This is a genomic window from Nitrosomonas sp. sh817, from assembly GCF_030908545.1.
Taxonomy (GTDB): domain Bacteria; phylum Pseudomonadota; class Gammaproteobacteria; order Burkholderiales; family Nitrosomonadaceae; genus Nitrosomonas.
In genome coordinates this window covers 2,107,040-2,121,344 of sequence record NZ_CP133083.1, presented here as the reverse complement: position 1 = coordinate 2,121,344, position 14,305 = coordinate 2,107,040, and the positions used below count along the sequence as shown (strand labels likewise).

The following is a 14,305-nucleotide window of genomic DNA, read 5'->3' as shown; positions in this document are numbered from 1 at the left end:
AAGATGGTTTGGATGTGAGCGGTTGACTGGGGTTGCATGATGGAAAAACAGCCGGCGGTTTACATTTTGGCGAGCAAATATAACGGTACGCTATACATAGGCGTCACCAGCAATTTGGTTCAGCGGGTGTGGCAGCACAAACATGACTTGGTTGAGGGATTTACTGAAAAGTATGGAGTACACATGCTCGTTTATTACGAATTGCATGAAGACATGCCGGCCGCGATTCAACGCGAGAAGCAACTTAAAAAATGGAATAGGCAATGGAAAATAAATTTGATCGAGAAGACGAACCCGGCATGGAAAGATTTATGGGAAGAATTAGTATGAGTAAGATCGCCATCGTTCGTCATCCCCGCGTGTTTTTACCGGGGATCCGGAATTTTAGCCAGTTAGAGACTGGATTCCCGATTAGAATCGTTTCGGGAATGACGGGGGCGTTGAATACTGACTTGCTGAGGGTCTCGGTATGAACGCAACCGCATCGATCGTTTCCAAAGTCTGGAGTTTTTGTACAGTTCTGAAAGACGATGGCGTGGGTTATGGCGATTACCTGGAGCAGCTCACCTATCTGATTTTCCTGAAAATGGCGGATGAGTACAGCCAGCCGCCGTATAACCGCCAAGTCGGCATTCCCGCTGAGTACAACTGGCAAAGTTTGAAAGCGAAGCGCGGCGCGGAGCTGGAGGTGCATTACGTGGCGCTGCTGATGGAGCTGGGCAAGCTGCCGGGGATGCTGGGACAGATTTTCACCAAAGCACAGAACAAGATTCAGGATCCGGCCAAGTTGTACCGCCTGATCGATATGGTCAACGAAACCCAATGGGTGACGATGGGTGCGGATGTGAAAGGCGATATTTACGAGGGGTTGCTGGAGCGCAACGCCGAAGATACCAAATCCGGCGCGGGGCAATATTTCACGCCGCGCGCGTTGATTAAAGCGATGGTGGCTTGTATGCGGCCGGAGCCGGGCAAGTCCATTGCCGATCCGGCGTGCGGCACCGGCGGTTTCTTTTTGGCGGCATACGATTTTCTGGTGGGCGAATACGCGCTGGATAAAACGCAGAAAGCGTTTCTGAAGCACGAGACGTTTTACGGTAACGAAATTGTCGCCAATACGCGGCGTCTGGCGTTGATGAACATGTTTCTGCACAACATCGGCGAGATCGACGGCGACAGCATGATTTCCCCGAATGATGCGCTGGTGGCCGATTCCGGCAAGCGCTTCGATTACGTGCTGGCGAATCCGCCGTTCGGCAAGAAAAGCGCGATGAGTTTCACCAACGAGGAAGGCGAGCAGGAAAAAGACGATCTGACCTACAACCGGCAGGATTTCTGGGCGACCACGGCGAACAAGCAGCTCAATTTCGTGCAGCATATCCGCACCATGTTGAAAACCACCGGCAAAGCCGCCGTGGTGGTGCCGGATAACGTGCTGTTTGAAGGCGGCGCGGGTGAAACGGTGCGGCGGAAATTGCTCGAGACCACCGATTTGCACACCATTTTGCGGCTGCCCACCGGTATTTTCTACGCCAACGGCGTGAAGGCGAACGTGCTGTTTTTCGATAACCGCGAAGCCAGTAAAACGCCGTGGACCAGGGAAGTCTGGTATTACGATTACCGCACCAACATTCACCATACGCTGAAAAAGAAACCGCTGCGCTTTGAGGATTTACAGGATTTTATCGCTTGTTATCACCCGCAAAACCGCCACCAGCGGAAGGAAACCTGGGGCGAACAAAACCCCGAAGGCCGCTGGCGCAAATACAGCTTCGAGCAAATCATGGCGCGCGACAAAATCAGTCTGGATATTTTCTGGATCAAGGATAAGAGCCTGTCCGATCTCGATAACTTGCCGGAGCCGGATGAGTTGGTCGGTGACATCATCGAAAACCTGGAGGCTGCATTGAACAGCTTTCGCGATATTGCAGGCAAGCTGGAATAATTCCCTAACGGTACCCGAATTGTATCTTGATTGAATGCGCATTTTTGCGTTCTGATTGATATGGCGCATTAACCCACGCTGTGACCCGCCTCTCAAATTTGACTTCTAAAAAAAACATGGTTACATGGTACAGTTAAGCTTAGTCCGGTCACGGCAGGCATGTGAGGTTTTATTTTGCGCTGTGTCCGGTCATCCAATGTCAATGAATTGTTGTGGTGTCACGAGAAAATTATGCTGGAATTACGCAATATTACCAAGGGTTACACCGGAGGCCGGAAAGTGCTGGCCGGTTTGAATTACACGTTGAACGCGGGTGAGTACGTCGCCGTCATGGGTGAATCGGGGGTCGGCAAGTCGACGTTGCTGAACCTGATCGCCGGGCTGGATACGCCGGATTCGGGGGAGATTATGATCAACGGCGTGGCGATTTCTTCGCTTGACGACGATGCCGCGACAAAATTGCGGCGCGAGCAGTTCGGATTTATTTTTCAGGCGTTTCATGTGCTGCCGCATTTGACGCTGGCGCAGAATATCGCGTTGCCGTTGTTGTTGAACGGCAGCGAAGCCACGGAGCGTGTCGCGCAGATGCTGGAACAAGTCGGTTTGCAGGGCCGCGGCGATGATTTTCCGCGCCAGTTGTCGGGCGGTGAGTTGCAGCGCGTGGCGATTGCGCGGGCGTTGATTCACCGGCCCAAGCTGGTGCTGGCCGACGAGCCGACCGGTAATCTCGACCCCGATACCGCGCACGAGATTCTGCAGTTGATCCGCCATGAAATCAAAGCCAACGGCGCGATGGGCATCCTGGTGACGCATTCGCATGCGGCCGCGGCAACCGCAGACCGGTTGCTGCAACTGACCAAAGCGGGGTTGCAGCCGGTCGAGCGGGGTCACCAACGATGAACGCGGCAACACTTTCGCGCTGGCTGTTGTGGGGCGAATGGCGCGCGCATTGGCTGCAGATTCTGGTGGCGTTACTGGCAATCGCAACCGGTGTTGCCATGGCGTTTTCGATTCACTTGATCAATACCGCTGCGTTCAACGAATTTTCCGCCGCCAGCAAGAGCTTATCCGGGGAATCCGATTTGCAAGTGCATGGCCGCAGCGGTTTTTTCGACGAAATGCTGTATCCGCGGCTCGCCGGTCATGACGGTGTGCAGCTTGCCAACCCGGTGCTGGAACTGGATGTGGCCGTGCCCGGCAAACAGCAGAACCGCAACGATCACCGCCTGAAAATCATGGGTATCGATATGTTACGGGCGATGGCGATTGCGCCCGATTTGGTCGGCTTGCCGGAAGAGGGCAAGTCGCTCGACCGGTTTGCGAGCGATACAATTTTTCTGTCGCCGGCTGCGATGGAGTGGCTGCAAGTGCAACAGCATGATTATTTGGAGCTGCATGCCGGATTGGAGACCGTTACGCTGCGGGTGGCCGGCGGTTTGGTCAGGGCGCGCGCCGGACAGCGGATTGCGGTGATGGACATCGGCGCGATGCAGTGGCGTTTTCAGCAATTGGGCGTGTTGTCGCGCATCGAGTTGAAGCTGGAAAACGGTGTCAATCATGCAGCTTTCAAGGCGAAACTCTCCGGTGAGCTGGGCGAGGCATTCATCGTTACCGAGCAAACCGATCAAGAACAACGCATCGCCAACATGTCGCGTGCGTACCGTGTCAATTTGAACATGCTGGCGCTGGTAGCATTGTTTACCGGCACGTTTTTGGTGTTTTCCACGCAAGCATTGTCGGTGGTGCGCCGGCGTCAGCAATTTGCATTGCTGCGGGTGCTGGGTTATACCCGCCGGCAATTGTTACGGCAGGTGATTACCGAAGGTCTCGCGCTCGGTGTGACCGGCTCGGCATTGGGGCTGGCTTTGGGTTATGGGGTTGCGGTATCGGCGATTCAATTGCTGGGCGGCGATCTGGGTACGAACTTTTTCCCCGGTGTGAAACCGGGCATTCATCTGGATCCAGCGTTGGCGTTGCTATTTTTCGGTGTCGGCGTTTCGGTGACGTTGCTGGGTAATATTGCACCGGCGCTGGAGGCGTCGCGCGCCAAACCGGCGTTGGCGCTGCGCTCCGGCAGCGAGGATACGGCGATGGCGCGATTGTCGGCGCCTTGGTTCGCGCTGATATGCTTGGCGACTGCGCTGATATTTACGCAACTGCCGCCGGTTTTTGAGTTGCCGGTTTTCGGTTATCTGGCGATTTCGCAGTTGCTGATTGGCGGTATTGCATTGATGCCGTACCTGACCGCACATCTATTCACTTATTTATTGAAGTGTCAGCCGGCCAGGCCGAACGCGGTAGGGATGCTGGCGCTGGCGCGCCTGGCGCACGCGCCGAATCAAGCGGCTGTCGCGCTGGGCGGTATTTTGGCAAGTTTTAGCCTGATGGTGGCGATGGCGATCATGGTGACCAGCTTCCGTGTTTCCATTGATCAGTGGCTGGTGCAGGTGTTGCCGGCGGATTTGTATGTGCGCACGGCGGTAAGTGGCGATCAAGGCGGATTGCTGGCGGATGCGCAGCAACAGATCAAAGCGTTGCCGGATTTTCAACGTGTCGATCTGTTTCGCACCCGGCAACTGACTTTGGATCCGGGCCGGCCGGATATCACCTTGTTCGCCCGTCCGGTGGATCGCGCCGATCCGCGTAACACGCTGCCGATGACCGGCGATATACTGACGCCGGGAACGATTCCGGATCACGTCATGCCGGTATGGGTTTCGGAAGCGATGGTGGATTTATACGGCTATAAAACCGGTGAGCGCGTGCGGTTGCCGGTGGGTGAGGGGTTCAACGAATTTCTGGTGGCCGGTGTCTGGCGCGATTACGGCCGGCAATTTGGCGCGGTGCAAATGCTGCTGGCGGATTATCAAGCATTGACCGGCGATATGAGCGTCAATACCGTTGCGGCCTGGCTGCAGCCCGGCGTTACCGCCGATCAAGCCATCGCGGCGTTGCGGCAATTGGCGTTCGGCTCCGCTTTGGAGATTTCCAGTTCGAGCGATATGCGCGCGTTGAGCTTGGAAATTTTTGACCGCAGCTTCGCGGTGACGTACTTGCTGGAGATGATCGCGGTCGTAATCGGTTTGCTCGGTGTCGCGGCGAGTTTCTCCGCGCAAATTTTGGCGCGTATCAAGGAATTCGGCATGCTGCGGCATATCGGTGTGCAACGGCGGCAAGTGTTGGCGCTGCTGGGGGTGGAAGGCGGATTGTTGACGGTGCTGGGCATCATACTGGGTTTTTTACTGGGATGGGCGATCAGCTTGATTCTGGTATTTATCGTGAATCCGCAGTCTTTCCATTGGACCATGCCGATTCATATGCCGTGGCCTTGGTTGGCTTCAGTTGCCGCAATCTTGCTGGTTGCCGCGGCTTTAACAGCGGTAGTGTCCGGTCGCCGGGCGGTTTCGGCGCAAGTGGTCCGCGCGGTTCGGGAGGATTGGTAATGATACGTAAAATGTTGATGAACCCTTGGATTGCTTTGCTACTGCTGATTCTTAATTTGACCGGTTTGGAAGCGCTTGCCCAATCGAACCGGTTGAAGCCGGTAACACCCGATTATCAGCTTTCTTTCCCTCTGGATTTCGGTGCGCATGAGGATTTCCGCATCGAATGGTGGTATATCACCGGCTGGCTGGAAACGGAAGATCGCAAGCCGCTCGGGTTTCAAGTGACTTTTTTCCGCTATGCGACCGATGTGAACCATGACAATCCCAGCCGCTTTGCTGCGAAGTATTTGATTATCGCGCATTTGGCGTTGTCCGATCCGGCGGCTGGTAAACTGATGCATCGTGAACGTACGGTACGGGAAGGATTCGGGATGGCCTACAGCAAGCAAGGCGATACTGATGTGAAACTGGATGATTGGACATTGGTGCGGCAAGCCGATGGCCGTTATGCTGTCGATATGCAGGACGGCGAATTCGGTTTGCGGCTCGATCTGGCGCCGACGCAAAGCCCGTTGCTGCAAGATCAAAACGGTTTCTCGCGTAAAGGGCCGAAACCGGAACAAGCCAGCTATTACTACAGCGAACCGCATTTGAACGTGAGCGGCACCGTGTTTCGCGATGGTAAGCCGGTCACGGTTAAGGGCAGCGCCTGGCTGGATCACGAATGGTCAACGGCGTATCTCGATCCGGATGCCGACGGCTGGGATTGGGTTGGCGCTAATTTGGATGACGGCTCGGCGCTGATGGCGTTCCAGATCCGCGCCAAAGAAGGCGGTAAAGTCTGGGCCTACGCAGCGTTGCGCGATGCATCCGGAAATTTGACGTTGTTCGATCCGGAACAAGTGAATTTCACGCCAGTGCGTACCTGGCGATCGCCGCATACCGACGCGGAGTATCCGGTTGAAATGCGCGTTCGCACCGGCGATATCGAATGGCATTTAACGCCGTTGCTGGACGATCAAGAACTGGATTCCCGTCAATCGACTGCGACCGTGTATTGGGAAGGGGCGGTGACGCTGACCAGGGATCGGCAGCCCGCCGGGCGCGGTTATCTGGAACTTACCGGCTACGCGAGAGCTTTATCACTGTAAGGCTGTCTTGCACATCTTTGGCGCTGGGGAATAGGTGGTTTAGCCAGAGCATTCCGGATGGAAGAGAATAGGGTGGCATGAGTTTTTTACGAATTTTCGGGATATCCGCAATTTCAATACTTTCATTGTTGTTAAATGTGAGTTAGAATCGGCAGACGCAGTGATCTGGAAAACTGGATGATTGCGGATATACTGCTCGGTTCTAGTTACAGAGTTTGCTTTAATAGTAAGTCTGGGGAACAGAGATTGGATTCACAATCATAATTTTATGATCGTGCAAGAAGGGAGCTGATGAACTCATCGGCATTAGTTTGATAAATGGAATAGCTTAAATAAGGAGATTAATATGGGTGAAGTTAATAGAAGAGAAACAGACGCACAAGTTCTGAGATTGTTCTTCATTTCTACAGCAGCTTTTGTCGCTATTGGCGCAGTCGTTTACTTTGTTTTATAGACTGAATACCTTTCAGCGCCCTCAGGTGGTTAAGTTTTAAGTTGTGTCACGCAGCTAAAATTGCCACCGACATAAATCAAAAAAACAGGGCTGAATCAGTCAAATGTTTTCAAAAATAATAATTAAAATGCCCAGTTATCAGTAGTTTGAATTTTTCTGATAACCGGGCATTTCATTTTCCGCTGACTGATATTTTCCTTAAATCCATTTAAACGGTAATTATCCATTCACGTTTTCTGGGGGAAGCTCTTCCATGAAAACGGATGTTAAACGGATATTACTGGAGGCATTAATCCGGTTTATCTGATCATTGTTTTTAACCAACAGGGTAAAAACATAATCAATGCCGGATATAGGAATAGTTTAAGGAAAGTCAGCCGAATTGCTTTCTGTCAATCAACAACTTCAAACCCGGCATCCGTAATCGCGTCTTTGAGCCGATCGAGTTTCGTAACCGCCGAATCGAAATGGACTATTGCTTGAGGAGGCTCGAGAGTCGCTTCAATCTGGGTTACGCCCGGTACGTTCGATAGGACGTTTTTGATGCTGTTAACACAACCCATGCATGTCATGCCTTTGATTTTGATGGTAGCTGTTTCCAATGTCATAATTTCCCTGAAATTTTTCTAATGTTGCGGTTGCCAGCGTTTCAAAAGCAATGAATTGCTGACAACCGATACGGAACTCATAGCCATGGCGGCGCCGGCAATCACGGGATTAAGCATGCCTATTGCCGCTAACGGAATTCCCAGCGTATTGTATACAAATGCAAAGAAAAGATTCTGACGGATTTTTCTTAGCGTTGCGCGCGACAGCGAGATGGCGTCAGCCACGCTCATCAGATCATTACGCACCAGTGTGATGTCGGCAGCTTCAATCGCAACATCCGATCCGGCGCCGATGGCAAAACCAACATCTGCGGCAGCAAGCGCTGGCGCATCGTTAATGCCGTCACCGACCATGGCGGTGAATTGGCCGCTGGCTTTGATGGTCTTAACAGCGGAGGCCTTATCGGCCGGCAAAACTTCTGCCTGAAATTTTGTAATTCCGGCTTCCTGAGCGATCGCTGCGGCGGTTATAGCGTTATCCCCGGTCAACATGACGACTTCAATTCCCAGCGATTGCAGCCGCTCCACAGCACGGCGGGAAGTGGCGCGCAGGCGGTCGGCTATGGCGAGATAACCGAGAACTTTGCCAGTGGAAATTTCGGCAACACCGATTACGGTTTTTCCTTCAGCTTGCAAGTGATTGATTTGCTGTTCATCTGCATCAACGCCATGCTGCTTCAGTAATTTGGGGGAGCCGATCAGATAGTGGATACTTTCGATCTGCGCGGTAACGCCGCCGCCCGTAATTGCAGCAAAATCTTGAATCGATTGCAGCGTTAGCTGCATTTTCTTGGCGTGATCGAGAATCGCGCGGGCCAAGGGGTGCTCCGAGCCTTGTTCCAGGGAAGCTGCAATACGCAGCAAGTCTAATGAATGATGCGTATCAGCGGGAACAATGTCCGTTACTTCCGGTTTTCCTTCGGTCAGTGTGCCGGTTTTGTCAACGACGACGGTTTGAATTTTTTCAGCGTGCTCCAAGGCTGCAGCATTTTTAACCAGTACCCCGGTTTGCGCGCCACGCCCTGTGCCGACCATAATGGCAGTCGGCGTGGCTAGCCCAAGCGCGCAAGGGCAAGCGATGACGAGAACTGAAACTGCGTGAATGAGCGCGGTTACAAAATCTCCGGTGAGCCACCCGGTAATTGCAAAAGTGAAGAAACTGATAATCACTACAATCGGTACGAATATTCCCGAAATGGTATCCGCCATGCGCTGGATCGGCGCTTTGGAGCCTTGCGCTTCTTCGACTAAATGGATAATGGCCGCCAGCTGTGTTTGCGTGCCGACACCAGTGGCGCGGCATTTAAGAAATCCCTGCTGATTCTGCGTGGCGGCGAAAATTTTGGCGCCCGCTCGTTTGCTGACGGGCAGGCTTTCTCCTGTAAGCATCGATTCATTGACATCGGATGATCCCTCGACGACAACCCCATCGACGGGAAAATTTTCTCCAGCGCGCACTAAGAAAATATCGTTGACTTGTAAACTGCTGGCTGGTACTTCGATAATTTCGCCATGACGTTCGATACGAGCGGTTTTGGGTTGTAGTCTGATCAATGCCTCGATAGCTTCGGAAGTCTTGCTCTTGGCGCGCGCTTCCATTAATTTGCCTAGCAATACTAAAGTGATGATGGCAGCGCTGGCTTCAAAATAGACATGCTGATTCAATCCGAATATTGTAACTGCCGCACTGAAGAAGTAGGCCATGCTGGTTCCCAATGCGACCAGTACATCCATGTTGGCGCCACCGCCTCGCAGCGCATGCCAGCCACCGATATAAAACCGGCGTCCGATCCAGAATTGCACCGGGGTAGCCAGTAGCCATTGCAACCATCGCGGCAATAAATCCATGTCGTGACCGGTAAACATCGCGCCCATTTGCAAAACCAGCGGCAATGTGAGGATTGCCGAGATCTGGAATAAACGTAATTCTGTTTGATAAGCAGCTTCTCGTCTGACCTTTTGTTCGGCGTGCGTATTTTCGCTGATTTCGCTGGCTCCGTAGCCAGCCTTTACAACCGCGTCGATTAATTGCTGGACTGTCACGGCACCCGGCATGAAATTAACCCGGGCGATTTCTGTGGCTACGTTGACTGTGGCGGTGACGCCCGGCAGTTTGTTAAGCGCTTTTTCAATATGACCCGCGCAAGCTGCGCATGTCATTTTTTGGATTTGCAGTTGCACTGAACGTGGCGTGACATGGAAGCCGGCTTTTTCGATCGCTTGAATCAGTGTGCTCGCATTTACCTGACTCTCGTCATAATTTACAAGCGCTTTTTCATTGGCAAAATTAACAGCTGCTTGAACACTGGAGAGTTTGTTCAAATTCTTTTCGATGCGCGAAGCGCAAGCCGCGCACGTCATGCCTTCGATGCATAATTCAATGTGTTTGAGCGTTGGTGAGTTCACGGATTTTCCAAATCAAACCTTGCGTTAAGAAAGACTAGCTTAGCGGTCAAGAACCAGCGCGCCATCCACCCATTTCACCCGGTCCCCTTGTTGAAAATGGGTTGCGTCCGGCAGATTAACGACTGCTTGCCTGCCGTCGCTCATGGTTACGCCGATCTGATAAATGTTCCCAGGGGCGGCGATATTTCCGCCGGGATTAATAGGGTGATGGTCTCCGGTTTCCGGGTGGATTATTCCCGGATGGTGCTGCGATTGCTGCAGAACTTCACGTGCAATGGTGCCGGCTACGATTCCGCCTGCAATGGCATTGAGTCCCGGACCTTGCCCAATTCTATTAACGAAATTGACAATGCCGCAGTTGCTGCATCCGGCTGCCGGCGGTTGCCGATGGATGATGCCAGCATCGGTACTTTTAATGCTGACACTGTTGCGCGGCGCACCAATGGCCGTTCCGATGCGATGGACTGCTCGGGGCGGCTTGTCGGTGCCGGGCGGGGTTGCCGGTATGGGTTGCTGCATTGGGCTTTGTGACTGGGGGAGCGGATGCTGAGATGATTCACTGACCGGCTGCTGCGCTACCGCAATGGCAGTAGCCATGACCGTGAGAATCAATGTGATTGCTGTTTGCTTCGCGATAATTGCATTACAAATAATCGGCATTATTAATCACCATTCCGTTGGGCGTTACGACAATAATTATATTGGATTCGTTACCAACCGGATGGTTTCACTTTAACGGCATCCATGAAGCGTTCGCGGGGCAGCTACCGAACGGGATATCAATCTTCTTTCCGGGATGAGTCTTCGTGATCAAGACGGTTTTTTTCCGGTTGCTGCGGCTCTGACGGCATTTTTTCTGATTGTTGCTTCGCCATCATCATGGCGATGAAAATGCCCAATTCGTAGAGAAGACACAAAGGTACAGCGAGCATGAATTGCGAAATGACATCCGGTGGCGTGAAGATAGCCGCGATAACGAACGCACCGACGATCACATAGGGGCGTATTTCTTTGAGTTTTTCAACCGTGATAACACCTGTCCGGACCAGCACAATGACGAATACCGGAACTTCAAACGTAACGCCGAAAGCAATAAACATCGATAAAACAAAGCTGAGGTATTTACTGATATCCGTCATTACGGCAACACCATCCGGGGCAAAATAAGTTATGAATTCAAAAACCACCGGTAGTGCGGCAAAGTAAGCAAACGCCATTCCCAGGAAAAACAGCAGGCTGCTGCCGATAACGACCGGCAGCGCCAGGCGTTTTTCATGCGTATAAAGTCCGGGCGCAACGAAAGCCCAGATTTGGTACAGGGTATGAGGCAGCGTAATGACGAATGCCAGCATCATCGCAACTTGCATGGGCACAAAGAAAGGAGTTGCGACATCAGTAGCGATCATTTGCCCGCCTTGGGGCAGTTTTTCGAGTAATGGTTGCGCCAATAGCGTATAAAGTTCACGCGCAAAGAAAGCGCACGGCAAAAAACCGATCAGCAATACACCTAGGCTGCGTATGATTCTGGCGCGTAATTCGACTAGATGAGATAAGAATGAACCTTCAAGCATGGTGATTGCGGCCGGATGATTTCAATGGTTCTTGTTATTTTCAACGGAGTTAATGGGGGGTGCGGAGGTGTCGTCAGTGCGTGGTCGAGGAGACCCGGCATCGGTATCTTGCAAGGCCTGATCAACGGACGATTGTTGTTCGCTTATGCCATCGTCAATGGTCGTTTTCAGCTGATCCGCATGCTGCTGGACGGAGTCTTCAATAGTATTGACCGTGTCCTGCATGGAATGATGCATTTTTTTTAATTCTTCCATGCGCATTTCGTTGTGGATATCCGTCCGGATGCTATAAACGAAGCTGCGGCAGCGTCCATATAAATGACCGATTGTGCGGGCGACGGCTGGTAACCGCTCCGGCCCGATTACAATCAACGCGACCATCGAGATAACCAGTAACTCCATGAAACTAATGTCAAACATGATTTTTCTTAACCAGAATGATAGCGGGTGACGCCGTGGATTCAGGTGTTGCGGAATATGACCTCAACACATACAGGCCGCTAGGATTTGGAATCGATTTTATCCCCGGCATCGGTGCTCGCCGCCGGGTTGATATTAGCGGCATGTTGCGATGCCTGACGCCCGGCTGCTGCGCCAGTTTTATTTTCATTGGGTGTCTGGAAGGTAGCGTCTTTGATGGTTGAGACTTCAATCACTGCTTGTTCGGATTGCGAAGATTTATCGGCTTCCGATTCTTTCATGCCGTCTTTGAATCCTTTGATGGCGCTTCCGAGATCACTGCCAAGATTACGCAATTTTTTGGTACCGAATACCAGAGCAACAATGATCAGTACAATAATCCAATGCCAGATACTGAATGTACCCATTATTTTCTCCTTTATCCCGTGGGGCTGATAGATCAGCCGTAGTGAATCATGCCAGGTAATCGTTCACGGCCGCCGATGACATGAAAATGCAAATGAAATACTTCTTGTCCGCCGACCCGGCCGGTATTGATAATGGTGCGGAAACCATCATCGCAACCTTGTTCTTTAGCAAGCTTTGGTGCCAATAGTAGCATTTTTCCTATTAACGCTTGATGACATTCTTGGATGTCAGCAAGGGATTCGATGTGCAGTTTAGGAATCAGCAGGAAATGCACGGGAGCGGCCGGATGGATGTCATTGAAAGCGAGGATATCTTCATCTTCGTAGATTCTGTGCGAGGGAATTTCTCTTCTTGCGATTTTGCAGAAAATACAATTATCCATGTATTACTCCTTTGTGCGTGATGCCTTTTCGGTGATTCCGGAGATACCTTCCCGTCTTTCAAGTTCTCTTAATACATCATCCGGTTTGAGTCCGTGGTGAGCGAGCAGAATTAGGCAATGAAACCAGAGATCGGCGGTTTCATAGATGACTTGGTCCCGATCTCCATCTTTTGATGCCATCAATGTCTCGGCGGATTCTTCCGCAATTTTTTTAAGGATTTTATCCTGTCCGCCATGGAAAAGCTTGGCGACGTAGGAACTATCGGCGGCAGCGGATTTACGTGACTCGATCGTTTCTGCCAGACGGTGAAGAATGGTTATATCGCTCATTTCGAGTAAATTTTCTCCGGATCTTTAAGTACAGGCGCTGCGATTACCCATTCGGCACCCTCGAGTTTCTGGAAGAAACAGTTATGCCGGCCAGTATGGCAAGCGATACCACCGATTTGCTCGACCATCAGGAGTAATACATCTTCGTCGCAATCCAGATAAATCTCTTTGACTTTCTGGGTGTGCCCGGATTCTTCCCCTTTATGCCATAGTTTTTTGCGAGAGCGCGACCAATATACCGCTTCGCCTTTCTCAACGGTCATTTTAAGCGCATCGCGATTCATCCAGGCAAACATAAGGATTTTACCGCTACCGGCTTCTTGGGTGATGACGGGTACTAATCCATCTTCCGACCAATTAATCTTGTTGAGCCAGGTATCAGCATGCATGGTTTAGACAGTATCGAGCATTGATAAACAAAAATATTCCAATAATTCTAGCATTATAAACGTACTTCAATGCCGTGTTGCGCCATATACTGTTTGGCCTGTTGGATAGTATATTCGCCATAATGGAAAATGCTGGCTGCTAGCACGGCATCGGCATGGCCTTGCAAGATGCCATTGACGAGATGATCCAAATTACCGACTCCGCCGCTGGCGATGACTGGAATATCGATGGCATCAGCGATCGCGCGTGTCAGGGCAATGTCAAAACCGTTACGTGTGCCATCTCTGTCCATGCTGGTGAGCAATATTTCACCGGCGCCCAGCGACTGCATTTTTTGAGCCCATTCGATGGCGTCAATACCCGTCGCCTTACGCCCACCATGCGTAAAAACCTCCCAGCGCGGCGAACCATCCGATGAACTGACTTGCTTGGCGTCAATTGCAACGACGATACATTGCGAACCGTAGTGACCGGATGCGTCCGCCACCAATTGCGGATTCAGTACCGCGGATGTGTTGATGCTGACTTTATCAGCTCCGGCGTTCAGCAGACGGCGGACATCGTCCACTTGCCGCACGCCTCCGCCAACCGTTAGCGGGATAAACACTTGTGCTGCTACTTCTTCGATAATATGAAGAATCAGATCGCGATTATCGGAGCTGGCGGTAATGTCAAGAAAAGTCAATTCGTCCGCACCTTGCTCATCATAGCGGCGGGAAATTTCCACGGGATCGCCTGCATCGCGGAGCTCCACAAAATTAATGCCTTTGACGACACGTCCGTTGGTGACATCCAAACAAGGAATGATACGTTTAGCGAGGCTCATTTGATTTAAAAGCCGTATTTGAAAAAAG

The 14,305-nt window shown here is 51.8% G+C and carries 14 protein-coding genes and 1 pseudogene; 5 read left to right on the top strand and 10 right to left on the bottom strand.

The features are described from left to right. The first annotated feature begins 36 nt into the window (after positions 1–36). The 5 genes from RBH92_RS09945 to RBH92_RS09925 all read left to right on the top strand — a co-directional run bounded on the left by RBH92_RS09945 (position 37) and on the right by RBH92_RS09925 (position 6,482). Entirely contained in the window at positions 37–330 is a 294-nt protein-coding gene (locus RBH92_RS09945; protein WP_374049934.1) for a GIY-YIG nuclease family protein, read from the top strand. A 139-nt stretch (positions 331–469) separates the two neighbouring features. Beyond that, positions 470–1,945 carry a class I SAM-dependent DNA methyltransferase gene (locus RBH92_RS09940; RefSeq protein WP_307931909.1) on the top strand — a complete coding sequence of 492 codons (1,476 nt, stop codon included), beginning with the start codon at positions 470–472 and terminating at the stop codon, positions 1,943–1,945. Positions 1,946–2,176: 231 nt separating this feature from the next. Next, positions 2,177–2,845: an ABC transporter ATP-binding protein gene (locus RBH92_RS09935; protein WP_307931908.1), complete on the top strand. Its 669-nt coding sequence runs from the start codon at positions 2,177–2,179 to the stop codon at positions 2,843–2,845. Next, positions 2,842–5,388, top strand: a complete 2,547-nt coding sequence (locus tag RBH92_RS09930; RefSeq protein ID WP_307931907.1) for an FtsX-like permease family protein — start codon at positions 2,842–2,844, stop codon at positions 5,386–5,388. The genes RBH92_RS09935 and RBH92_RS09930 overlap by 4 nt, the downstream gene beginning before the upstream one ends. Next, positions 5,388–6,482, top strand: a complete 1,095-nt coding sequence (locus tag RBH92_RS09925; protein ID WP_307931906.1) for a lipocalin-like domain-containing protein — start codon at positions 5,388–5,390, stop codon at positions 6,480–6,482. Before RBH92_RS09930 ends, RBH92_RS09925 begins: the two co-directional genes overlap by 1 nt. Before the next feature lie 846 nt (positions 6,483–7,328). Here RBH92_RS09925 and RBH92_RS09920 read toward each other — a convergent pair. The 10 genes and pseudogenes from RBH92_RS09920 to hisF form a co-directional block, all read right to left on the bottom strand. Then, positions 7,329–7,544, bottom strand: a complete 216-nt coding sequence (locus tag RBH92_RS09920; protein ID WP_307931905.1) for a heavy-metal-associated domain-containing protein — start codon at positions 7,542–7,544, stop codon at positions 7,329–7,331. An 18-nt stretch (positions 7,545–7,562) separates the two neighbouring features. Continuing rightward, on the bottom strand, positions 7,563–9,950 hold the full coding sequence (locus tag RBH92_RS09915; protein ID WP_489684623.1) for a heavy metal translocating P-type ATPase: 2,388 nt from the start codon (positions 9,948–9,950) through the stop codon (positions 7,563–7,565). A gap of 39 nt (positions 9,951–9,989) precedes the next feature. Then, positions 9,990–10,610, bottom strand: coding sequence for a hypothetical protein (locus RBH92_RS09910; protein WP_307931904.1), 621 nt, complete (start codon positions 10,608–10,610; stop codon positions 9,990–9,992). Between the two features lie 119 nt (positions 10,611–10,729). After that, positions 10,730–11,521: a twin-arginine translocase subunit TatC gene (gene tatC, locus RBH92_RS09905; RefSeq protein WP_307931903.1), complete on the bottom strand. Its 792-nt coding sequence runs from the start codon at positions 11,519–11,521 to the stop codon at positions 10,730–10,732. A gap of 21 nt (positions 11,522–11,542) precedes the next feature. Further along, positions 11,543–11,941, bottom strand: a complete 399-nt coding sequence (gene tatB / locus RBH92_RS09900) for a Sec-independent protein translocase protein TatB (RefSeq protein ID WP_307931902.1) — start codon at positions 11,939–11,941, stop codon at positions 11,543–11,545. Between the two features lie 236 nt (positions 11,942–12,177). Next, positions 12,178–12,348, bottom strand: a pseudogene (gene tatA / locus RBH92_RS09895) (Sec-independent protein translocase subunit TatA); the annotation flags it as partial. 32 nt (positions 12,349–12,380) lie between these two features. Beyond that, a complete protein-coding gene (locus RBH92_RS09890; RefSeq protein ID WP_307931901.1) occupies positions 12,381–12,731 on the bottom strand; it encodes a histidine triad nucleotide-binding protein in 351 nt (116 codons plus the stop codon). Positions 12,732–12,734: 3 nt separating this feature from the next. Then, a complete protein-coding gene (locus RBH92_RS09885) occupies positions 12,735–13,061 on the bottom strand; it encodes a phosphoribosyl-ATP diphosphatase (protein WP_307931900.1) in 327 nt (108 codons plus the stop codon). Beyond that, the gene (hisI, locus tag RBH92_RS09880) at positions 13,058–13,450 is read right to left on the bottom strand and encodes a phosphoribosyl-AMP cyclohydrolase (protein WP_307931899.1); all 393 of its coding nucleotides are present in this window, start codon (positions 13,448–13,450) and stop codon (positions 13,058–13,060) included. Before hisI ends, RBH92_RS09885 begins: the two co-directional genes overlap by 4 nt. A gap of 53 nt (positions 13,451–13,503) precedes the next feature. Next, positions 13,504–14,277, bottom strand: coding sequence for an imidazole glycerol phosphate synthase subunit HisF (hisF, locus tag RBH92_RS09875; RefSeq protein WP_307931898.1), 774 nt, complete (start codon positions 14,275–14,277; stop codon positions 13,504–13,506). Positions 14,278–14,305: the final 28 nt, after the last annotated feature.

Excerpts from the sequence above, each read along its gene's own strand:
- RBH92_RS09890 (WP_307931901.1), bottom strand. The coding sequence starts at position 12,731 with ATGGATAATTGTATTTTCTGCAAAATCGCAAGAAGAGAAATTCCCTCG.
- RBH92_RS09885 (WP_307931900.1), bottom strand. The coding sequence starts at position 13,061 with ATGAGCGATATAACCATTCTTCACCGTCTGGCAGAAACGATCGAGTCA.
- hisI (WP_307931899.1), bottom strand. The coding sequence starts at position 13,450 with ATGCATGCTGATACCTGGCTCAACAAGATTAATTGGTCGGAAGATGGA.
- RBH92_RS09930 (WP_307931907.1), top strand. The coding sequence starts at position 2,842 with ATGAACGCGGCAACACTTTCGCGCTGGCTGTTGTGGGGCGAATGGCGC.
- RBH92_RS09945 (WP_374049934.1), top strand. The coding sequence starts at position 37 with ATGATGGAAAAACAGCCGGCGGTTTACATTTTGGCGAGCAAATATAAC.
- RBH92_RS09910 (WP_307931904.1), bottom strand. The coding sequence starts at position 10,610 with ATGCCGATTATTTGTAATGCAATTATCGCGAAGCAAACAGCAATCACA.
- RBH92_RS09940 (WP_307931909.1), top strand. The coding sequence starts at position 470 with ATGAACGCAACCGCATCGATCGTTTCCAAAGTCTGGAGTTTTTGTACA.
- hisF (WP_307931898.1), bottom strand. The coding sequence starts at position 14,277 with ATGAGCCTCGCTAAACGTATCATTCCTTGTTTGGATGTCACCAACGGA.
- tatC (WP_307931903.1), bottom strand. The coding sequence starts at position 11,521 with ATGCTTGAAGGTTCATTCTTATCTCATCTAGTCGAATTACGCGCCAGA.
- RBH92_RS09935 (WP_307931908.1), top strand. The coding sequence starts at position 2,177 with ATGCTGGAATTACGCAATATTACCAAGGGTTACACCGGAGGCCGGAAA.
- RBH92_RS09920 (WP_307931905.1), bottom strand. The coding sequence starts at position 7,544 with ATGACATTGGAAACAGCTACCATCAAAATCAAAGGCATGACATGCATG.
- tatB (WP_307931902.1), bottom strand. The coding sequence starts at position 11,941 with ATGTTTGACATTAGTTTCATGGAGTTACTGGTTATCTCGATGGTCGCG.
- RBH92_RS09925 (WP_307931906.1), top strand. The coding sequence starts at position 5,388 with ATGATACGTAAAATGTTGATGAACCCTTGGATTGCTTTGCTACTGCTG.